The sequence below is a fragment of the Rhizobium sp. LC145 genome, from assembly GCF_001005825.1.
Classification (GTDB): Bacteria; Pseudomonadota; Alphaproteobacteria; order Rhizobiales; family Rhizobiaceae; genus Neorhizobium.
This window is the reverse complement of sequence record NZ_LBHV01000001.1, coordinates 365,144-385,182: the sequence shown is the minus strand read 5'-3', so window position 1 is coordinate 385,182 and position 20,039 is coordinate 365,144. Positions and strand designations below refer to the sequence as shown.

The 20,039-nt window shown below is 60.3% G+C and carries 20 protein-coding genes and 1 pseudogene; 9 read left to right on the top strand and 12 right to left on the bottom strand.

Features of this window, described 5'->3' with window-relative positions; genetic code table 11:
• Window positions 1-8: 8 nt before the first annotated feature.
• Together YH62_RS01925 and YH62_RS29045 are read right to left on the bottom strand one after the other, a co-directional pair.
• Entirely contained in the window at window positions 9-347 is a 339-nt protein-coding gene (locus tag YH62_RS01925; protein ID WP_052760323.1) for a hypothetical protein, read from the bottom strand.
• A complete protein-coding gene (locus YH62_RS29045) occupies window positions 340-1,020 on the bottom strand; it encodes a hypothetical protein (protein WP_052760322.1) in 681 nt (226 codons plus the stop codon). Before YH62_RS29045 ends, YH62_RS01925 begins: the two co-directional genes overlap by 8 nt.
• Window positions 1,021-1,298: 278 nt before the next feature.
• Here YH62_RS29045 and YH62_RS01915 point away from each other — a divergent pair, with 278 nt between their 5' ends.
• Both YH62_RS01915 and YH62_RS01910 read left to right on the top strand, forming a co-directional pair.
• Window positions 1,299-1,907, top strand: a complete 609-nt coding sequence (locus YH62_RS01915) for an ATP-binding protein (protein WP_245282025.1) — start codon at window positions 1,299-1,301, stop codon at window positions 1,905-1,907.
• On the top strand, window positions 1,904-2,605 hold the full coding sequence (locus tag YH62_RS01910; RefSeq protein ID WP_046792450.1) for a hypothetical protein: 702 nt from the start codon (window positions 1,904-1,906) through the stop codon (window positions 2,603-2,605). The genes YH62_RS01915 and YH62_RS01910 overlap by 4 nt, the downstream gene beginning before the upstream one ends.
• 163 nt (window positions 2,606-2,768) lie before the next feature.
• Here YH62_RS01910 and YH62_RS29955 read toward each other — a convergent pair whose 3' ends face one another.
• Window positions 2,769-2,942 (bottom strand): hypothetical protein, encoded by a 174-nt coding sequence (locus YH62_RS29955; RefSeq protein WP_156176917.1) that lies wholly within the window; start codon window positions 2,940-2,942, stop codon window positions 2,769-2,771.
• Window positions 2,943-3,039: 97 nt separating this feature from the next.
• Between YH62_RS29955 and YH62_RS01905 the strand changes: the two genes are divergently transcribed.
• Window positions 3,040-3,927: a hypothetical protein gene (locus YH62_RS01905; RefSeq protein ID WP_046792449.1), complete on the top strand. Its 888-nt coding sequence runs from the start codon at window positions 3,040-3,042 to the stop codon at window positions 3,925-3,927.
• Window positions 3,928-3,978: 51 nt separating this feature from the next.
• Here the strand turns inward: YH62_RS01905 and YH62_RS01900 are convergent, their stop codons facing one another.
• The 5 genes from YH62_RS01900 to YH62_RS01885 all read right to left on the bottom strand — a co-directional run bounded on the left by YH62_RS01900 (window position 3,979) and on the right by YH62_RS01885 (window position 6,660).
• Window positions 3,979-4,524 (bottom strand): helix-turn-helix domain-containing protein, encoded by a 546-nt coding sequence (locus YH62_RS01900; protein WP_046792448.1) that lies wholly within the window; start codon window positions 4,522-4,524, stop codon window positions 3,979-3,981.
• Complete coding sequence (locus YH62_RS01895) at window positions 4,521-4,973, bottom strand: helix-turn-helix domain-containing protein (RefSeq protein ID WP_046792447.1); 453 nt, start codon at window positions 4,971-4,973, stop codon at window positions 4,521-4,523. Before YH62_RS01895 ends, YH62_RS01900 begins: the two co-directional genes overlap by 4 nt.
• A 127-nt stretch (window positions 4,974-5,100) precedes the next feature.
• Window positions 5,101-5,259, bottom strand: coding sequence for a hypothetical protein (locus tag YH62_RS29950; RefSeq protein ID WP_156176915.1), 159 nt, complete (start codon window positions 5,257-5,259; stop codon window positions 5,101-5,103).
• Between the two features lie 2 nt (window positions 5,260-5,261).
• Complete coding sequence (locus tag YH62_RS01890; RefSeq protein WP_052760321.1) at window positions 5,262-5,483, bottom strand: helix-turn-helix domain-containing protein; 222 nt, start codon at window positions 5,481-5,483, stop codon at window positions 5,262-5,264.
• 73 nt (window positions 5,484-5,556) lie between these two features.
• Window positions 5,557-6,660 carry a site-specific integrase gene (locus YH62_RS01885; protein ID WP_046792445.1) on the bottom strand — a complete coding sequence of 368 codons (1,104 nt, stop codon included), beginning with the start codon at window positions 6,658-6,660 and terminating at the stop codon, window positions 5,557-5,559.
• A gap of 118 nt (window positions 6,661-6,778) precedes the next feature.
• Here YH62_RS01885 and dusA point away from each other — a divergent pair, with 118 nt between their 5' ends.
• The gene (gene dusA, locus YH62_RS01880; protein ID WP_082118207.1) at window positions 6,779-7,840 is read left to right on the top strand and encodes a tRNA dihydrouridine(20/20a) synthase DusA; all 1,062 of its coding nucleotides are present in this window, start codon (window positions 6,779-6,781) and stop codon (window positions 7,838-7,840) included.
• 91 nt (window positions 7,841-7,931) lie between these two features.
• Here the strand turns inward: dusA and YH62_RS01875 are convergent, their stop codons facing one another.
• Together YH62_RS01875 and YH62_RS01870 are read right to left on the bottom strand one after the other, a co-directional pair.
• A complete protein-coding gene (locus YH62_RS01875; RefSeq protein ID WP_156176914.1) occupies window positions 7,932-8,315 on the bottom strand; it encodes a hypothetical protein in 384 nt (127 codons plus the stop codon).
• Window positions 8,316-9,220: 905 nt separating this feature from the next.
• Entirely contained in the window at window positions 9,221-9,421 is a 201-nt protein-coding gene (locus YH62_RS01870) for a hypothetical protein (protein ID WP_046792443.1), read from the bottom strand.
• 187 nt (window positions 9,422-9,608) lie between these two features.
• Here YH62_RS01870 and YH62_RS01865 point away from each other — a divergent pair.
• Window positions 9,609-10,661: pseudogene (locus YH62_RS01865) on the top strand (type I restriction enzyme HsdR N-terminal domain-containing protein).
• A 396-nt stretch (window positions 10,662-11,057) separates the two neighbouring features.
• Here the strand turns inward: YH62_RS01865 and uvrB are convergent.
• Window positions 11,058-14,189 carry an excinuclease ABC subunit UvrB gene (gene uvrB / locus YH62_RS01860; RefSeq protein ID WP_046792442.1) on the bottom strand — a complete coding sequence of 1,044 codons (3,132 nt, stop codon included), beginning with the start codon at window positions 14,187-14,189 and terminating at the stop codon, window positions 11,058-11,060.
• A 319-nt stretch (window positions 14,190-14,508) separates the two neighbouring features.
• Here uvrB and YH62_RS01855 point away from each other — a divergent pair, with 319 nt between their 5' ends.
• Together YH62_RS01855 and YH62_RS01850 are read left to right on the top strand one after the other, a co-directional pair.
• A complete protein-coding gene (locus YH62_RS01855; RefSeq protein ID WP_046792441.1) occupies window positions 14,509-15,969 on the top strand; it encodes a DUF1800 domain-containing protein in 1,461 nt (486 codons plus the stop codon).
• 3 nt (window positions 15,970-15,972) lie between these two features.
• Window positions 15,973-17,151 (top strand): DUF1501 domain-containing protein, encoded by a 1,179-nt coding sequence (locus YH62_RS01850; RefSeq protein WP_046792440.1) that lies wholly within the window; start codon window positions 15,973-15,975, stop codon window positions 17,149-17,151.
• A gap of 187 nt (window positions 17,152-17,338) precedes the next feature.
• Here YH62_RS01850 and YH62_RS29300 read toward each other — a convergent pair whose 3' ends face one another.
• On the bottom strand, window positions 17,339-18,571 hold the full coding sequence (locus YH62_RS29300; protein ID WP_082118206.1) for a TetR/AcrR family transcriptional regulator: 1,233 nt from the start codon (window positions 18,569-18,571) through the stop codon (window positions 17,339-17,341).
• 136 nt (window positions 18,572-18,707) lie between these two features.
• Between YH62_RS29300 and YH62_RS01840 the strand changes: the two genes are divergently transcribed.
• Complete coding sequence (locus YH62_RS01840) at window positions 18,708-19,496, top strand: enoyl-CoA hydratase/isomerase family protein (RefSeq protein WP_046792439.1); 789 nt, start codon at window positions 18,708-18,710, stop codon at window positions 19,494-19,496.
• A 175-nt stretch (window positions 19,497-19,671) separates the two neighbouring features.
• Window positions 19,672-20,034: a hypothetical protein gene (locus tag YH62_RS01835; RefSeq protein WP_046792438.1), complete on the top strand. Its 363-nt coding sequence runs from the start codon at window positions 19,672-19,674 to the stop codon at window positions 20,032-20,034.
• The last annotated feature ends 5 nt before the right edge of the window (window positions 20,035-20,039 follow it).

The following is a 20,039-nucleotide window of genomic DNA, read 5'->3' as shown; positions in this document are numbered from 1 at the left end:
TTCTCCCCTTAAAGCTTCCTGTCGCGCCAGATCGGCTTTTTCACCATCCTGATTTCCACGAGCTCGCGGATCTGCATGCCGACGATCTCGCTACCCATCACGCTCTTGAACTCCACCTCCATGTAGTTCTTCCGGTCGCACTTCTCGCATCGGAACCGGTGCTGGAGCTTCAGGACATGAACATCGCCCACGAGCTTCAGAATGTCCAACGGGCGGTACGTCCTCGTGATCTTGCACCAGCGGCAGGTGATCTTCACATACTGGCCCAGCATATGCGCATCGGTCAGTCTGGGTATCTGGGCTTCCCGTGCGGGATGGGCAAAGCCCTTGTATTCGACGCTAGGCATATCGTTTGCTGTTCATTTCTTCATAGAGCTGCTCGACCCGGCACATGGCGTCTAGCCGCGAACCCTCCCAACCGCTGCCCTTTCCTGGGCGCTTCCGACGACACCCTTCGACGCCGTACAAAATCCAGAACCAGATATCCTTGCTGGTGGCCGCCGCCTCAAGCTGGAAGACCCTGCCGATCGGCTGGGTGCCGTCGAGGCCGATGAAATCCTCCGGCTCTTCTTCCGCCCAGCTATGTTGCCAGCGGTATCGAGGCTTCGATCCTTCTGGGATTTTCTGCCAGCCCATCCAACCATTGTAGTCGCTGACCCGAATTGCGGCGTTCTTCACACGCTCGCCCAGGCGGCCTTCCTCTTCCGCGCGTCGGCGGGCTGCTTCCTCTCTTTCCCTTCGCTCGCTCTCCCTTCTCTGCAGAATAGCCGCCTCGGCGCTGCGCACCTGATCCGTATAGACGCCACACGGCGGCTGGTTCCCATAGGCGCGTCGATGATCGCAGTCCTTCGTTGCGGTCATGACGAGGACTTCAAGCAGCACATCAGGCGAGCAGGTCTTAAGAAGTTCAGCCTTTGACATCTCCTGCCGAAAGTCGCATTGCGTGCAGGCAATCTCGATTATCTCCTCCGGCACGTCTCTCAGCGAAACCAGTTTTCTAGGCCTCTCGGCTTCGGACACGACTTCTCCTTCGCGCTTTTCGCGCGTTCTTCTTTTGTATTTTTCATAGGGAGCGCCGCCGCATTGCGGCTCCGATGTTCTGATTATGTTCTCATTCGATGCGATGAGTCAATGATGAATGTTATTAAGAACTCGCTGATGTAACATCAGGCATGACCAAGCGCCCGGTACCCATCCGTGATGATGGCGAACTGCTCGTTTGATGACCGAATGTCCTCTTGCGCCGACAGACCTTTTCGAGCAACAGTTCAGCTATCTGCTTGCGGGGCTGCCAGGAAGTGACCACTGAAGAACTCGAGGAACTGATACAGGGTGCGCAGGAGAGCGACAGCCTTGAGTTCAAAGGCGCGATGGGTTGGGAAGTGGGGCTAATCAAAGACATCCTTGCTATGGCGAACGTCCAGGATGGTGGGCGAATCGTGATAGGGATTGAAGACGAGACCTTAGAGCGACAGGGGATGACCCCAGAGCAACTTGATAGCTTCATCCCCGACACCATGATGGACAGAGTAGGCGTTTTCGCCGACCCGCACGTCTCCTTTTCGGTTGATAAAGTACCCGACGCGTCTGGACTGTATTTTGTAGTAATCACTGTCGCGCCATTTGAAAAAACACCCGTAATCTGCGCGAAAGATGGCGGCGCCAGAAACGAGTTGCAAGCCGGAGCACTCTATTACCGCAGCAAAACCGGACGACCCAAGAGTGCCCGTGTCAGCGATGCAAACGACATGCGCGATATCATCGAACGCGCAGCAATCCAGACGATGCGGCACTTTCAAAATTTGGGCCTGGAGGCCAAGGCCGTTGAAGCTGCCGCGCCCCCCGGCCCATCCGCTCTAGCTGCCAAGATGGCGGAGATTTTCGACAAGGAGCTTGGCGGCTTATGATGCGCGTTGGCCTACTGGAAAAGATAAAGGCTGCCGGTTTCGTCCGTGTGGTGATCCGCCCGACCGTGATCCCTGAGTCCTTAACGGTCGTGACCGCACGCGAGGTGGTAAAAAACGCAAGCGTATCGCTACGCGGTTGGGACTACCCTCACATTGCGGCACGGAACGACAAGCATGGCGGGTACGAACACCATGCGGAATATGCCCAAGACTGGTGTGATTGGTACCACCATGTCGAATTCTGGCGTATGTATAAAAGCGGGCAGTTCCTGCACTACAAGGCCCTCCGTGAGGGCCTTAGTAAGGAGGGCAATGTGCCGAAAGGGCCAGTCCTTGCGGTTGGCAGCTTCATGTACACGGTTACTGAAGTCACCGAATTTGCCCACCGTCTACGAGCGGCAGGATTGTACAAAGAAGGTGCGACAATTCATGTCGTACTGGGTAACTCACGGGGGCGAAGACTCTGGGTTGAGGACCCAATGCGGTTGGATTTCCTGTCTCCAATGGTCACCAGTGCGGAAAGCATTACGGTTGAGAGGTCCATACGGACATCAGACCTATTGCTTGGAGATCCAAAGGACATCTCTCTTTCCATGATAGCTGAGTTCTTTGACGCCTTCGGATGGACGCCGTCTCAGGACCTTATCTCATCCACACAGACGGAATTGTATAACCTAAAGCTTGGACGAGACGGGTGACGTAAGCAGGCTTGAAGCTGATGAGACAGACCTACAGCGGGTTTTGACGCATTTTGTCTGAGGTTGTACCGATATCATCGATCAGAATTTCTTGGGTACGCGAATGGCCACTTTCGGGTTTGCATGCTTTAGAAGGACCGCTTCTGGGGCAAAGCAGCCCCCATCATTCTAGCTTCCGCTTCAGCGCATGCAGCAGCGCCTCCAGCTCTGCATTCGAACCGGCGGCGAGCATGAGGCTGTCAGCGACCTCGATGACGGCGGTGATGACCTCCGTCTCCTCCCATCCCGCCTTCACCGCATCCTCAATCAGCTCCTGCAGCGGTATCTCGACCGCCATCTGGCACCAAACTCTGTTCGCCCTTTGAAAGCGGCTTCTCAATGGCCTGACGAGTACTTAAGAAGAAAACGGGCGAAAACTCTTTGGGGGGGCAAGAATGGAAATCAAAGAAGAGTTTCAGCTTCTTTATAGGTGTCCTGTCTGCGGAGACCCATGCGAGGCATGGACGGTCAATCTGCCGCATCCCAACTTGTCGGCAGACGGCGAAAATGTCGAAGTTTCTACTGTGCTTGAGGTTGAGTGTGAAAGTTGCGGGCAGAGCAGCGATGTCACCGTCACGGCGCATTTGCTGCACTGGAGTGGCCATATCTCTGGCGATCCGAATACGATCGTTGAGATAACGCATCATGACTACCGAGAAGATGAATGGCTGGAGGAGCTTGAACCGGAGGCACATCCTTACAGCAACTACACCGATGCGATTTCCGAATGGAGAAAGCTATTGAATGAGCTCGGCGAGGCTTCTGAAACGTCCGGAAGAAACAGGATGCTTCTAGTTCAACTATTCTCGATCCTGGAGGCCTATTTATCAGATGCTGTCGTTGGCCTCGCTCACCAAAAAGACGCGGTGCTGAAATCAATCATCAGGTGGCACCCAGACCTTAAGAGTGAGCAAGTCTCCTTAGTTTCAGTAGCCGAAAATCCTAATTTCGTTCGTGAGTTGGTGGTTGCAAAGCTTCGAAGAACACAATTCCATCGCTTTGAACATGTCAATGGAATGCTCAGAGCGGCAATTGACCTCCACTTTCTCCCTTCGGACAAGAGCGCCCGCGACAAAGCAATAGAGGCTACCAAAATCCGTCATGCGTGTGTTCACCGAAATGGCCGAGATCAGAATGGCCGTATCGTGGGAATTACTCGAGACTATCTCAAGGGGCTCGCAGACTTGTTCAACAGGCGGGTGAACGAGCTAGATCGACATATTGCGAAAATGGAAGAGGAAAGCCGGCGCGACGTCTTTATCGATGATCTTGTTGACTTTTGAATGTCAGTGCGGCTCTCGCTACCTTCCGCTGGCGTTGACCAATTAAATAGGTCATTTCTTCAGCTTTAGGTGCCTTGCCCAGGTACCTGCGCTTTTTCCATGCTTGACGCGGTGATCGATCCATCTGTCGACAACTGCGATTTGCTCGCGCCCTTTATCTGTGATGGCAACGATCGAGTCTCCATCTTCGTCACGGTCGACTTCCATCACGAAGCCTTGTTTTAGAAAAAACTCTATTGTGCGTGGACCGGCTCGCTCGATCTGCTTGTGGCTGTGAGGCACCTTTTGACTATTCAACGAACGGAGAACCTCCATCTCGCGCCGATCTACGGATACAGACGGACTAAAGTGCCAGAAATTATCTTTGAAGAAGTCTCTAGCGGGTGCAGCCTTGACCGTGGGCCGCCGAGGCTCCGTCGCCTTCTCGCGCATTACCTCCCAAAGTTCCAACAGATCAGCCTCGGAGAAGAGGTAGTTCCGGCCTCGCCGCGAACATAAGCCGTACTGGCGAGCGATCTTGATAACAGCGCGGTTCGTAAGCCGAAGACGCTCAGCGGCCTCATCGGCGGTGTAGATCTTGTCGAGGACCGCGGTCATTTCTTCTTTGCCTTCAACTCGGCTCGAGTCCTTGCGAACCAATCTTTGTTGCCTGTGGTGGCTCGCTCGACTGCGAGTTCGTGCGCCCGCTTGCGTGTTCCGTGGCGAAGGGTCTTAGCGCCGAGGACGTAGTGCTGGCGCTCGGTGTGCCGCTTGATGAAGCCTTCTATCTCGGCGACACTGAAGGTCAGATGTTTTCGCTCGGTGCCTCTCCCGGCGTGAACGTAGGCGAGCTCACCATACTTCACCAGATCGCGAATGACCGAGGCGGATACCGCTAGAATCTCCGCGACCTCAGGCAGGCTGAGGAGTCGTGCGATACCGCGGTCTTCCATGCCGGCCACGAAGGCGACCTGGACATCTTCACGTTGCCAGCCCTTTTCTGGGTCTAGCGGCAGCGCCGACCTGGCGTAAATTTGAGCGGCTTTCTGCTGTCGAGATTGATCCATATTCCACCACTACCATAGGCGACCATCGCCGGCCGGCATCGTGCCGGCGGCAGCTTTGCATGTCTCCTCTGTGGTGGTCGCGGATGGTGAGGCCGCAGATAGAACCTAATAACGCGAAATGGAGCGGTCAAGGGGAGGGAGGAACGCGCGGCGGGTGCAAGTCACATCGAATTTGAAGATAGGCGATACGTTCCGCAGCAGCCCGACGTTCTTCCTTGAACGCTTCGGCGAAGCGGATGGCGTCCTCGATGATCTCCACCGTCTTCTGCTGCTTGTAGTTGACCATCTTCACGCCACCGACCTCGCACGTTCATTATCGTTGCAGTGAGCATAGACACCGGTGCGGCGAGTGCCAGCTAGCCAAGCGTCGAGATCGGAAACGAGATAGCGGACGGCGCCGCCGATCTTGAGGTAAACCGGGCCGGTTCCCGTCATTCGGGATTTATGGAGCCAGCTTGCCGACTTGCAGATGTATGCGGCTGCTTGGTCTGTTGTCATCTTCTCAGTCATTATTTTTTCTCCTTCTTTCAGTTGATGTCAGCAACAACGACTTGGAAGAGGAGGGCGGTTACATTGGCGTTTGTCAAACTGTGTCAGTCACGACAGGCAGCCATTTCCAATTTTCATATTTATCACCGGTCTGACGGATGTCCGTGTATCGCTTGAGACTGGCCCACGATCGGTGGCCAGAGACGGAGGCGGCGAGCGGAATGGTGCGCCCCATCTCGAAAAGGCGCGACACTCCTTCGTGCCGGAGGTCATGGAAATGTAGCCGGTCCTCGTCGGGCATCTGTTCGGTATTGATACCAAGGAACTGGCACGCGCGCGTGAAGGCCGCGCCGATGGCATCTGTCGTGTAGGGGAATATTTCCGGATTTTTGCGCGGCATTGACTTGATGATTGCCAGTGCCTCAGGCGGAAGCTCAACCCAAACATCATTCCCCTTCTTCTGCCCTGGGTGCTTCATGTCGCGAACCAAGATGCGGCTATGCTGCTCATCCAAGTCCGCCCACTTAAGAGTGGTAACTTCCTCCTGCCGACGAGTACTGAAGAGGGCGAAGGCAATAATCTTATGCATCGGCGCCGATTGCGGAGCGCGGGCCTGGCGCTCAACGAAGTACTGCATCAAGAGATCGAGTTCAGAGAGGGAAGGGCGGCGGTCCCGCTTTGCAGACTTCGATATTGTCTCCTGCCGGGTTAGTGCCGCCTGCGCATCTCGCATCGCCTGGTAGTCGAGCGGGATATCCCATAGGACCCTCGCGTCCTTGAAGACTGCGGATAGGTGTGAGACGTAGTTGCCGACTGTTTGCGGCTTCCTACCTCCGGCAAGCAATTCACGGGCGAAAGCTGCAATATCGCTCGACTTGATCGCACTGCAGTCCATAGACGCAATCTTGTACTTCTTGATGGAGCGAAGGCACTGCGCCTTCGTCCGGCCAATTTCTTTCCTCTCCTTCACGTAGAGGTCGATCGCGTCGGCAAGTGTGGTGCGCCCGGCGGTCACGCGATCCAGTGCCCCAGGTTTATCAAGTTCGTCTTCACGGAAGACCATCCACGAATTGGCTTCCCGCTTCGTGTCGAACGTTTTTGCCTCTCGCCAGACGATCGCGCCGCCTTTCTTTCGCACGATCTGCGCGGTAAAACCCGTGCTGCCGTCTTTACGCTTCCTCGCGGTGATGGTGCCCATGGCGGTACAACTTCCGTTTTTCTAGTACGACATGTTGTACTTCACCCTGAAAATGGATGCAACAGGCTGAAAAAGTCGTACCAGTAGCACGGAAACAGAATGACAAGAATTGACAAGAATGGAACGTAAGGCATTGAATTCGTATAGCAAAGCGTTGCAGACTAATTCAAAGATTTTCGCCGTGGCCCCGATGATCGACTGGACGGACAGGCACTGCAGGTTTCTTCACCGGCAGCTGACGAAGCGTGCGCTGCTCTATACCGAGATGATCGTGGCGGATGCGATCATCCACGGCCCGCGCGACCGGCTCCTGTCCTTCTCGCCGGAGGAGCATCCGGTGGCCCTCCAGCTCGGCGGATCGGACCCGGCAAAGCTCGCCGAGGCGGTGCGGATCGCCGGCGACTACGGCTATGACGAGATCAACCTCAATGTCGGCTGCCCCTCCGACCGGGTGCAGAGCGGCACATTCGGCGCCTGCCTGATGCGCGAGCCGCAACTGGTGGCCGATTGCGTGACGGCGATGCGGCGGGTCGCGAGCGTGCCGGTGACGGTGAAATGCCGCATCGGCGTCGACGACCAGGAGCCGGAAACGGTGCTGCCGGATTTCCTCGCCCGGATGATCGCCGCCGGCGCCGACGCGGTCTGGGTGCATGCCCGCAAGGCCTGGCTGCAGGGGCTTTCGCCGAAGGAGAACCGCGAAATCCCGCCGCTCGACTACGACCTCGTCCACCGCATGAAGCGCGAGAACCCATCCGTCTTCCTCGGCATCAACGGCGGCATCGCCGATCTGGACCAGGCGGCCGCACACCTCGCCCATATGGACGGGGTGATGCTCGGCCGCGCCGCCTACCAGAATGCCGGACTGCTGGCGGGCGTGGACGACATGATGAATGGTAGCGGGAGAGCGACTCGAACCCCCGACGACATCGACTGGCTGGCGCTCCGCGACACGATGATGGCCTATGCGGAAGGCGTGATGGCGTCCGGCGGGCGGCTGAACCACGTGACGCGCCACATGGTGGGCCTGTTCCAGGGCTTTGCCGGCGTGCGCCGCTTCCGTCAGATCCTTTCCGCCGAGGCGACCAGGCCGGGAGCGGGGCCGGAGGTGATCGAAGCCGCCTTCGCCGCGGTGGACCTCGGCTCCGACCCGAAGGCTGTTGAGACGAAGCTCGCGGGGTGAGGAGCGGTCCGCGCAGCGGAGCAATCGATCCAGTGAATCGATTGCAGCGACGAACGCCCGGAGCGAAAGCGAGGGGCCGGTCGCTGCCTTATCAAGGATGGCCCGTCTCCCGCCTCCGCCGCCATTCCTCGAAACTCGGGCGGTACTCCGCCGGCAGTTCTGCGCGGACGAGCTCGATCGCCGCATCCTGCAGGGCGCGGCGTTCCGGATCGGGCGGGGCGAAATCCGGCAGCTGCGAGGCGCGGACCTGGCGCAGCACGGCAATCGCCTCCGCGTAGATTGCATCGAAGGCGGCGCGCTGCGGGCCGGTGAGGTTGCGCAGGCAGCAGGGCTCGCCGCTCTTCCTGAAATGCCAGTAGCATGCGTTTTTCCGGTGGCACTGGCGGCGCCGGCAGACCGCATGCGGCAGGGCGAGCATCTCGGCGCAGCGCGACATCAGGCGGGTATTGACGGGGAGGGGTGTTGGTTCTGGCATGGGGGGCTCCGGGTTCACCCTCCCCTTGAGGGGGAGGGTCGGAGCAAAGCTCCGGGGTGGGGTGACAGGGCTAGGCGATCCGGTTTTCACCCCCACCCGCGCGTCCCGCGCGACCTCCCCCCTCAAGGGGGAGGTGGGAAAGTGCCGCACCGGCATACGCCATCGCTCACGCGCGATCTCTCGCCGTGGTGTGAACTCTCCTCGGGTGATCCTCGGGCTTAACCCGAAGACGAGGTTCGGACGGGGCGCTGAAAGCTGCCTCGTAAGTTTTAGTTTAGGTGACACCTCTCAGCGCCCCGTTCGGCGGTTTATGCCCGCGACTTCGATCTCTCTGCCGTGGCCGCGCAAGGGAAATTAAGGCGAGGGATTTGCCGTTTCCGGACGGACCACCCGCGCCACCCATTCACTGCCGCCACCATGTGTGCCGCACAGGCACGCCCGGCGCGCTCTTTCGGGCATCAGAAGCAAGAAGATCGGTCCGAAATCCCCTCGCTTCCCCCGTGTCGCCGGAGGGAGACCATTTTCCGCGAACCCGGATCATGAGGTTTTGCGTCCCACCCTCATGACCCGCGCCGGTTCCGCCTCGCCGGGACGCCTCCCGGTGTATCCGTGACGGAACGGGGCAATTGTAGGCACGGGTTCGGTGAGCGGGGATGAAAGAGGATGAAATTTCCCGCAAGTGCCTGATTGGAAAGGCGAGACCGCGCGGGATCGTCCCCGCTTTGGGCAGGGCGGGCGGAAGGCTGGTCGAATGTGAAGGGCTGGGCGTTGAGGGCCGAAAGCCGGTTCTGGGCGCTGGAACGGCTAGAGCGCGTCGCAATCCTCAAGATCCGTCCCGCGCTTCAAGCCTCTGTTTTATGCATGTCGTTATCGCAAAACCGCGGCATGCCTTTGCGCGACATGCATCAGCGCAGCGCGACGCTCAGCTTCTGCTGGACGAGTTCGGCGCTGCCGCGGACATAGAGGGCATGCGGCTTGCCGCCCGTGCTGGTAATGGCCATGGCGACGATCGAGACGCCCTCCTCGAAGGGCGTGACATAGAGCACCTGCGCGGGATTGATGAAGACATCCTGATTGTGAGTGTTCTTGAAGCCGATCAGCGCCATCCGTCTCTCCTTTCGCGATGCGTGGCGGAGATATAGCGGAGGGTGGGTTGATGGAGAGTTAGCGGGGGTGGGGAGTCAGATTGTACTGCGCCTCTGTGTAGGTGTATTCCGCAGGAGGGAGGCGCGTGAAACTCTTGACGATGGGTGTGGGTTAAGACAACTTGCTCCAATAACGGGTAAGGGAATCATGAGCAATATTGAAGAAAGCCTGCGCGCGATTGCTGAACGCGTGAAATCACATTCCAGTACGATGGCAACGGAGGAGGCTGTCAAAACCGCGGTTGTTCTCCCATTTCTACGGGCGTTGGGATATGATGTTTTTGATCCCACCGAAGTGGTTCCTGAATTTACGGCGGATGCGGTTGGGAAAAAAGGAGAAAAGGTAGATTACGCAATTAATATTCAAAATGAAATTCGTATTTTAATAGAGTGCAAACCTATTTCGGTCGCGCTTGATAAGAAGCATCTAGATCAACTTTATAGATAATTCAGCGTTACCTCTGCTAAGTTTGCGATATTGACGAACGGCCGAACTTTTAATTTCTACACCGATCTTGAGGCGCCCAACAAACTCGATACGAGGCCTTTCTTCGTTTTCGATGTTACCGATTTTAATTCGGGTATTCTTTCCGAGCTTAAAAAGTTCGAAAAGGGATCGTTTGACGTAACGGCAATTTTGGCCACCGCCGAACGTCTAAAATATACCTCCGGAGTAAAGCAGATCATTGCCAAACTTATTGAGGAGCCATCCGAGGAGTTCGTAAGGATGGTATCGTCCGGTGTCTATGAGGGAAGAATGACTTCTCAGGCGCGGGAGATGTTTACCGGTGTAGTGCGAACTGCATTCCGCGAAGTTGTCATGGATACGGTTAAAAGCCGCCTTTCCAGTGCGCTGGCCGATACAGAGCAGGTTATCGAGCAAATCGACGAACCTGTTGAAGAGGAGCCGGAGGTTGTCACCTCGGAAGAGGAGCGTGAAGGATACATGATCGTGAAAGCGATCGTTCGCGATACCATTAGTCCAAAACGGGTGGTGATGAGAGATCAGAAATCGTATTGCGGAATTCTAATCGATAATAACAATCGCAAGCCGTTAGCTCGTCTTTGGTTCAACAGATCGGTGAAATACATTGGACTGTTCGACGGCGAGACTGAAGAGCGATTGATCGTCGACAGTCTTGACCAAATTTACGAGTATAGCGACCGACTTCGTTTGACGGCGAAGAAGTACGCCGAATAATATATCGTTAGGTCTTATCTACCCCCCCTCATCCGGTCCTTCGGACCACCTTCTCCCCGAGGGGAGAAGATAGGAGTGCGCCGCGACGCTCTCGATTCTCCTCTCCCCATGGGGAGAGGGTCGCCGAGCGAAGCGGAGGCGGGGTGAGGGGGTAACCTGCGGCTTGTGAAGAGGGGGCTTGTGACTACCGCCCCGGTCTTCCCGTCTTGCCCTTCGTCCGCCCCTTGCGCTTCTCGCCGGCGTCTTCGTAGGACCCCGCGCCGATCTTGCCGCGGGCGATGAACGAGGCGGGAATCGTCAGTAGATCCTCGGGTCAAGCCCGAGGATGACGCCGCCGTCATCGGGTGGCCTCCAAGAGGAGAGAGGCCCCTTGTCCCCCAGTCAAGGGCGCTACTACTACCGCCCCGGCCGTCCTGTCTTGCCCTTCGTCCGGCCCTTGCGCTTCTGCTCGCCGGGGTCTTCGTAGGAGCCCGCGCCGATCTTGCCGCGGGCGATGGGGCGAGGGTCGTCGCTGGGTTCTCGGGTCAGGTCCGAGGAGGAGTCGCTGGACTCCTCCCCAACCCTCCCTACAGGGGGGAGGGAGCCCGTCGTGCCAACCGGCTTCGGCGGTATTTTGCCGGTGACCGGCTTTTCCGTGCGGCCGACGGTCATTTCGTCCAGCGTGTTCTTGCGGAAGAGTGATCCCCGGGTCGAGCCCGAGGACGGGCGGGCGGGTTCGGCGATGTCGCGGCCCATGTCGTCCAAAGAGGGTTTGGCGAAGAGGGAGCCGCGGGCTCCCAAACCCTCCCCCTTGTGGGGAGGGTGGTCCGAAGGACCGGGAGGGGTCTCGATCGTGGCTTTCCCCTCCCCAACCCTCCCCACAAGGGGGAGGGAGTTGGCTGAGCCCGCGGCACCCTTGCTCTTCTTGTTGCTGCCCTCGACAGCGCGCGCCTCCTCATTTTTTCGGCTCCCCCTCGTGCCTTCGGCACTCGCCGCCTCTTGCTTGGCAATCGGGTCGTCCATGACCGCCAGTTCGGCGGCCTTGAGGCGCTTGATCTCGTCGCGCAGGCGGGCGGCCTTTTCGAAATCGAGATCGGCGGCGGCGTCGCGCATGGATTTTTCCAGCGCGTTGAGATGGGTCTGCAGGTTGTTGCCGACCAGGTGGCCGCCATCGGCAAAGCCCTTGCCCGAGACGCCGGAAATGTCGGCGCGGACATGGTCGCGCTCGTAGACGCTGTCGAGGATGTCGGAAATGCGGGCCTTTACCGATTCCGGCGTGATGCCGTTGGCGATGTTGTATTCCATCTGCTTCTCGCGGCGGCGCGCGGTCTCGTCCATGGCGCGCTGCATCGAGCCGGTGATGTTGTCGGCATAGAGAATGACCTTGCCGTCGACGTTACGCGCTGCGCGGCCGATCGTCTGGATGAGCGAGGTTTCGGAGCGGAGGAAACCTTCCTTGTCGGCATCGAGGATGGCGACGAAGCCGCATTCGGGAATGTCGAGGCCCTCGCGCAGGAGGTTGATGCCGACGAGGCAATCGAAGGCGCCGAGGCGGAGGTCGCGGATGATCTCGATGCGCTCCAGCGTGTCGATGTCCGAGTGCATGTAGCGGACGCGAATGCCCTGTTCGTGCAGGTATTCGGTGAGGTCTTCCGCCATGCGCTTGGTGAGCACGGTGCAGAGCGTGCGATAACCCTTGGCGGCGGTCTCGCGGATCTCGCCGAGCACGTCGTCCACCTGGGAGCGGGCGGAGCGGACCTCGACGGGCGGGTCGATGAGGCCGGTCGGGCGGATCACCTGTTCGGCGAAGACGCCGCCAGCCTGTTCCATCTCCCAATTGCCGGGGGTGGCCGAAACGGCGATGGTGAGCGGCCGCATGGCATCCCATTCCTCGAAGCGCAGCGGGCGGTTGTCCATGCAGGAGGGCAGGCGGAAACCGTATTCGGCAAGCGTCGCTTTTCTGCGAAAATCGCCCCGGTACATGCCGCCGATCTGGCTGACGGAGACGTGGCTTTCGTCGATGAACAGCAGGGCGTTGTCGGGGATGTATTCGAACAGGGTGGGCGGCGGTTCGCCGGGATTGCGGCCGGTGAGATAGCGCGAATAGTTCTCGATGCCGGCACAGGAGCCGGTCGCCTCGAGCATTTCGATATCGTAGCGGGTGCGCTGTTCGAGCCGCTGCGCTTCCAGGAGGCGGCCGCCCTTTTCCAGTTCGGCGAGCCGGTGCTTGAGCTCTTCCTTGATCGATTTGATGGCGCCGTTGAGGGTGGGGCGCGGCGTCACGTAGTGCGAGTTGGCGTAGATCTTGACCGATTTCAGGTCGCCGGTCTTCTGGCCGGTCAGCGGGTCGAACTCGGTGATCGCGTCGATCTCGTCGCCGAACATGGAAATGCGCCAGGCCGCGTCTTCCAGGTGGGCCGGGAAGATTTCGATCGTATCGCCGCGGACTCGGAACGAGCCGCGGGTGAAATCCATGTCGCGGCGCTTGTATTGCTGGGCCACGAGATCGGCCAGCAGCTGGCGCTGGTCCAGCCGGTCGCCGACCGACATCTGGAAGGTCATGGCCGTATAGGTCTCGACCGAGCCGATACCGTAGATGCAGGAGACCGAGGCGACGATGATGCAGTCGTCGCGCTCCAGCAGCGAGCGGGTGGCGGAATGGCGCATCCGGTCGATCTGCTCGTTGATCGACGATTCCTTCTCGATGAAGGTATCGGAGCGCGGCACATAGGCTTCCGGCTGGTAATAGTCGTAATAGGAAACGAAATATTCCACCGCATTGTCGGGGAAGAAGTTCTTGAACTCCGAATAGAGCTGGGCGGCGAGCGTCTTGTTGGGCGCGAGGATGACCGCCGGGCGCTGGGTCGCCTCGATCACCTTGGCCATGGTGAAGGTCTTGCCCGAGCCGGTGACGCCGAGCAGGACCTGGCTACGTTCGTTGTTGTTGATGCCCTCGACGAGGTCGCGGATGGCGGTCGGCTGGTCGCCGGCCGGCTGGTAATCGGAGGCCATGCGGATGGTGACGCCGCCTTCCGACTTTTCCGGACGATGCGGTCGGTGCGGCGTCCACAGCTTGCCATCCTTGAACAGCGGATTGCCCGATTCGATCAGCGCCGACAGCGCCTCGACCGTGGCAGTGACCGAACCGGTGGCAAGGCTGCCGGCATCCTCCAGCGACACATCCATGCCGGCGACCGGGTTCAGGCCGGCGGCGGCGCGGGTCTTCGGGTCGGAGGAAGCGCCGATCGACACGCCGCGGGCGGTCTTGGAGGCGGTGGTGTTCTTTGCCGTTTTAGGCTTGGACTTCGCCGCGTCCTTGGCCGCCTGCTTGATGGCTTCCTCGCGCGCCTCGATCTCGATCTTCTTGCGGTGCTTGCCCGCCTTCGACGCGATTTCGCGCTGCGTCTCGACCGATGAGGCTTCCGCTTCGGCCTCGAGCTGCTTCACCCAGTCGGATACCGATCCGGACAGGGGAGCGCCTTCAAACGACGATTGCGGGGCTTCCTCGAAACCGTTCGAGGCTGGGGATTTCTTCGGAGATCTGGCCATGCCGCAAATATGGAGATAGTCGCGGGGAAAGGGAAGAGGGTGAGGTCACAAAACAGGTACAAAAGGGAAACGAAATTGCGGTTTGACGGGGGGCCGCAGTTGCGCCGCGCCATGGCTCCGGTGTAGTGCGGCCAAGGCGGGAAATTTGCAAAAGCGCTTCCCCGCCCAATTTTCGCCTTTCGATTTGTTACGGTCGGTTACAATTGCTTGATGCCGCAAAATAGCCACATTTAGCCAAGGCTTCTGCCACATTCCTCCGCAATCCTTAACCCTCCGCGAACTCGTATTCTCTGGCAATAAAAATAGACAGGTGACATCGATGGGGCTTACCGTCCCGACCATGGCGGCGATCCGCTACGGCTACGGCCTCCGCGCCGGCGAAGACCCGGTAGCGGGTCCTGACGACCTCATGAAGCAGGTGCGCCAGGGCCTGGCCGAAAAGCCGCGTTTTCCGCGGGAAGGCTTAACCGGCCGGCGCGAGACGATAGGCAAGATCCTGTCGGTGCGGGCGGCCGAGGCGAAGGCCGCTCAAGGGGGCAAGCCCAATCCCGACCTGCGCCGCGAGACGCAGCGCGAGGCCCAGCAGATCTACCAGCGCGACGCGATGGCGCGGATCGCCCAGACGGTCGATTCCCCCTATGGCTTCTATGAGAGGCTGGCCGCCTTCTGGGCCGGACATTTCGCCACCAGCGCCGCGAAATCCTTCCTGATGCGGATGGTCGTGCCGCTGCACGAGGTGGAGGCGATCCGCCCGAACGTGGGCGGAAGCTTCCGCGATCTTCTGCATGCGGCCGTGCTGCATCCGGCCATGCTGATCTATCTCGACCAGAACCGCTCCGTCGGCCCGGAATCGCCGGTGGGCCAGAAGACGGAACGGGGATTGAACGAGAATCTCGGCCGCGAGCTGCTGGAACTGCACACGCTCGGCGCCGACGGCGGCTACGGGCAGGCCGACGTGCGCGCCGCCGCGCTGATCCTGACCGGGCTGACGGTGGACACGCGCACGCTGGAGGTCACCTATCGCCGCCGGCTCGCCGAACCGGGCGCCATCAAGCTGCTCGGCAAGACCTATGGCGAGGAAGGCCAGCCGGAGAACGATCATCTCGCCATGCTCGACGATCTCGCCGCCAATCCGCAGACGGCGCGCCACATCTGCCGCAAGCTGGTGGCGCATTTCATCGCCGACGATCCGCCGGCCGAAGTGATCGAGCCCATGGTTGCTGCGTGGACGGAGAGCGACGGCAACCTGACGAACGTCTACCGGGCCATGCTGGATCATCCCCGCGCCTGGACGGAGGAGGGCCGCAAGGTGAAGCAGCCCTTCGAATTCATCGTCTCGGGCATCCGGGCGCTCGGCGTGCCGGACAAGGATTTCTCCGAGCTTCTGCGCGAGGCCGAAGCGGAAGAGGACGAGGAAGAGGATGGCGCGATGGCGGCGCAGGCCGACGAGGGCGAGGCCAAGCGGGGCCGGTCGCTGGCGCGTACCTTGACCATCGGCGCGCTCCGGCGCATGGGCCAGCCAGTCTGGCAGCCGCCGAGCCCGGCGGGCTTTCCCGACGATACGGCCACCTGGGTCTCTCCGAGCCAGGTGAGCGAGCGGATCGCCTGGGCGCGGATGGCGGCCGAAACGCTCGGCCGCAGCGCGCAGCCGGCCGATCTCTTGCGGGCAGCGCTCGCCGATGCGGCGCGCGAGGATACGATCCGGCTGGTGGAACAGGCGCCCAGCAGGGCGCACGGGCTGACCATGGTGTTCGCCTCGCCCGAGTTCAACAGGAGATGACCAATGGCCGATAGCAAGAAATTCCTGCTGTCCCGGCGCGGCTTTCTGGCCGGCGCCTGCTGCGCCGCCGCCGCCCCCGTCCTGACGCCGGTGACCTTCGCCGCCATGCCGGGAGAGCGCCGCTTCGTGACCATCGTGCTCCGCGGCGCGATGGACGGGCTCGATTTCGTGCAGCCCTATGCCGATCCCGCCTTTGCGGCGCTGCGGCCGAAGCTCGGCCTGACGCCCGATGCCGGGCTCCTCGATCTCGACGGATTCTTCGGCCTCAACCCCGTCGCCTCGGCGCTGATGCCGCTCTGGCAGACGCGCGAGCTTTCCTTCGCCCATGCGGTCTCCACGCCCTATCGCAACCAGCGCAGCCATTTCGACGGCCAGGACATGCTGGAAACCGGCGGCAACGGCAAGGGCGAGCGCAGCGGCTGGCTGAACCGCGCCATCGGGGTGATCCCGCGTTCGGAAGCGCGCAAGGCGATCGACGTCAGCACCTCGATGGAACTGATCCTCTCAGGCCCGAACGCCGCCGACTCCTGGTCGGCGCAATCCGATTTCACGCTTGCAGACGACGAGATCGCCTTCCTGGAACAGCTCTATGCGGGGGACGAAGCCTTTTCCCGCGCGCTTGCGGAGGCGAGGAATGCCGATGCCGCCGCCGATATCCTCAATTCCGGGGGCAGGGCGCGCGCCAAGGTCGCGGATATCGCCCGGCTTGCCGGCGGTATGCTGAAAAACGAATACCGGATCGCCAGCTTCTCCATCAACGGCTGGGATACGCATGCGGGCCAGAAGGCGCAGTTCGCCCGCGCCGCCGGTGATCTGGCGACGGCGATCACGACGCTGAAGGAAACGCTTGGGCCCGAAGCCTGGAGCCAGACCGTGGTTCTGGCATTGACCGAGTTCGGCCGCACGGCGCGCGAGAACGGCAGCGGCGGCACGGACCACGGCACCGGCGGGCTGGCGATCATCGCCGGCGGCGGGTTCCCGGGCGGCAAGGTGCTGGGCCAGTGGCCGGGCCTTGCCGAGGACAAGCTGCTGGACGGCCGCGACCTGATGCCGACCGGCGACGTGCGCGAAGTGGCCGCCGCCATGCTGTTCCGCCAGTTCGGCGTCACGCCGGAGGACCTGACCGGCAAGGTCTTCCCGGGCCTCGCCTTCGACCGCGCCTCGATTTATCTGAGGGGGTAGGGGGCACCCGTTAGGCCGGACGAGGATGTTGAACGAACCCGTTCAGTCGCTGCGCGCATCTTTGGTTCACGGAAATCGTGAGCGCAGCGAGTGTGTGGCCTCCACGATGGCTACTCCAATCCCTGCAAGTCCCCGATAAAGAAGGACAAGATACCGATCGGTAAAGATCTCGACAGATTGGCTGAACCTAATCTTTACTGATCGGTAATTCGGCGGATGCGGTCCACATGGTCAAGCTGCTCTCAACCAGCGCCTCAAGCTCCCGTTGGCTTGCGCCGGCCCCTCCCTGCATGAGGATGCCGTGCATCAGACTTTGGACAAAACGCACGAGACCTTCGACATTGACGGTCGGCAACAGGTCGCCGTCGCGTTTGGCCCGCTCAAACCGGGCCGCGAGCAAGTCGCGCCCGATGGCCTGGCGCCTGAGGACTTCGTTGCGAATGGGCTGCGCCTCATCACCGCCTTGCATTGCGTTAAGAACCATGAGGCAGCCGCGCGGTTGCCCCTCTGCCTGTTGATCGCGTAGCGCTCCCCTGAGCAGCGCTTCGAAAACGCCTCGTGCCGTCGGAGCTTGGAGCGCTTCAGTCAGGTAGTCTTTACGAAGTGCCTGATAGAGGTCGAGGGCCTTGAAAAACAATGCTTCTTTGTTGCCGAATGCGGCGTAGAGACTGGGTCGAGTGATTCCCATAGCCTCAGTGAGATCATTCAACGATGCGCCCGCGAAACCCTTGGTCCAAAAGACCTTCATGGCAGCATCAAGTGCCGTGTCAGCATTGAACCTTCGCGGATCGCGGCCTAGCTCGCCTGCCGGTGCCGCCCCCTTCGTTGAAGCGCTCGCGGCGGCCGCAACGTCGCTGATCGCCCGCCAGGCCGCCATCGCCTGTTCGGCACTCTCCCGCAAGTCGTCGTGCGGCGCGCCGCCGGCGGCTTTCATGGCGAGGCCGCCGAGAACCGACGTCACATAGCTCGCCAGCCCTGAGGCATCAGCGTCCACAGGGAGTTCGCCACTCCGTTTCGCCTCTTCGAACCGGTCTTGCAGTTTCAGTTCTGCCGATTGGCGGCGATGAAGCAGGGCAGCGGGAATGTCGGCATTCTCACTGCTCATCGCCAAGCCCGCATGAACGAGTATGCGGCTAGACTCCTGCGCTGGCGAGGTCGTCAGCAAGCGCTTGACGACTTCTTCGGCCGTGGGGGCTGTGAGCGCCCACTCCCAGTGCTCGTCCTCGCGAGCGCTACAGCGCCTGAGAACGGCGTCGAAAAGCCCGCGCTTGCTTCCGAAAGCCGCGTAGATGCTGGGAGAGTTCAAGCCCATTGCGGCCGTCAGTTCCGCCATGGTCGAGCCGTCGTAGCCCCGGCGACCGAATACGTCCGCTGCGCGATCGAGCACTTCACTTTCTTCGAACGCGCGAGGACGAGCCATTGACAGTCTTCCATTTTGTAACGTACGTAACATAACAGGCTTGGTCATCCGCCAATCGCGGCGTGAGACACCAGCCGTTTTGTAGCAGGCGTTAGGCCTGCCTGGCTAGATCAGTCAGTAAATTAGGAGGTAAGACATGAGTTCGTTCCGCTTCGAGCAACACGGTGCGGTGGGCAAGCTGATCTTGCTCGGTGATGCGGACAGCGAGCCAGGGTCCGACTTTCCCTCGTCGCTGCGGGCCGCCGTTCGCCAGGCATATGCAAGCGACATCCGCGTCCTTCACTTGGCGTCCGCGTCCGGCAACTTTGCCGTGGCAGACGATCTGGGTACCATCGGGGACAAGGGCTCGAAATTTCTCGAAGCGTTTGCAGCCGACATCCTGGCTTCGATCCGTCTCATCGAGGAACTGCCCGTCCCCACGGTTGCTTCGGTAGCAGGGATGGCCCTGGGCGGTGGCTTTGAACTGCTCCTGGCGTTCGATTTCCTCGTCGTGGCGGAGTCGGCGGTACTCGTCCTCCCCGAAGTATCGGTCGGCGGCCTTCCCATGGCAGGCGGGGTGCAGCGGCTCGCCGATCGCGTCGGCAAAACACTCGCCACGCGCTTCGTTCTGCTTTCGGAGCCAATTTTCGGAAAGGTCGCAGTCGATCTGGGTATCGCAACCCATTTAGTGCCCGACGGCAAGTTGGAGCAAGTCTCCGACGAACTCGTGCAGCATCTCGCGACAGGGCCGACCCTCTCTTACGGCAAGGCGCGTACGCTCATCCGCACTTGGGCTACCGGTGGCGTCTCGGCTGCCGACATCATCTCCACCCAGCTCGGCGCTGGCATCCTCGACACCAAAGACGGGGCAGAGGGAATGGCCATTGCAGTCGCGGCTGTACGGAAACATGAGCCGATCCCGAAAATCCAGTTCTCCGGGAAGTAACTCGATCCGGTGCTGACATCAATTCTCGGAGTTAGTCGGATCGTTGCAGCCGTCGGATCATGGCCTTTGCGCGAAAGGCTGCGCGTAATGGCTCCATGATGCGCGGTGAGCGCTGCCCTTGCTGATTCCGGGAATTTCTGCCTTTCTTTGGATAGGGAACACCCGGAGAAGTGTCATGACCGAGCCCGGTCCAGAGGAGAGGATCGACGCGACATTCCGCAACGGCTCGCTGACGGCTGCCGGCATTATCCTCGGCTTTTCCTTGAGCTTCATCAGCCGCTGGGTTTCCAATCCGAACGACTGGAGCAGGATCGATATCGTGCCGATGTTGTTGCTGACGATAGGGATTGCCCTGCAGGTCAAGGTCTTTGCCGATCTTCTGGCGCGGGACTCGCTGATCGCCGCCAAATACGACCGCGCGAGACGGCTGTTCCTGATCGGGCTCTCCGTCGTCGCCGTCGGGATCGGGGTAGCGCTGGTCAATGACATACTGGGATTGGGATCGATGCCTATTCTAGGAGGCGGCTCGGTTGGTTGAGGAGC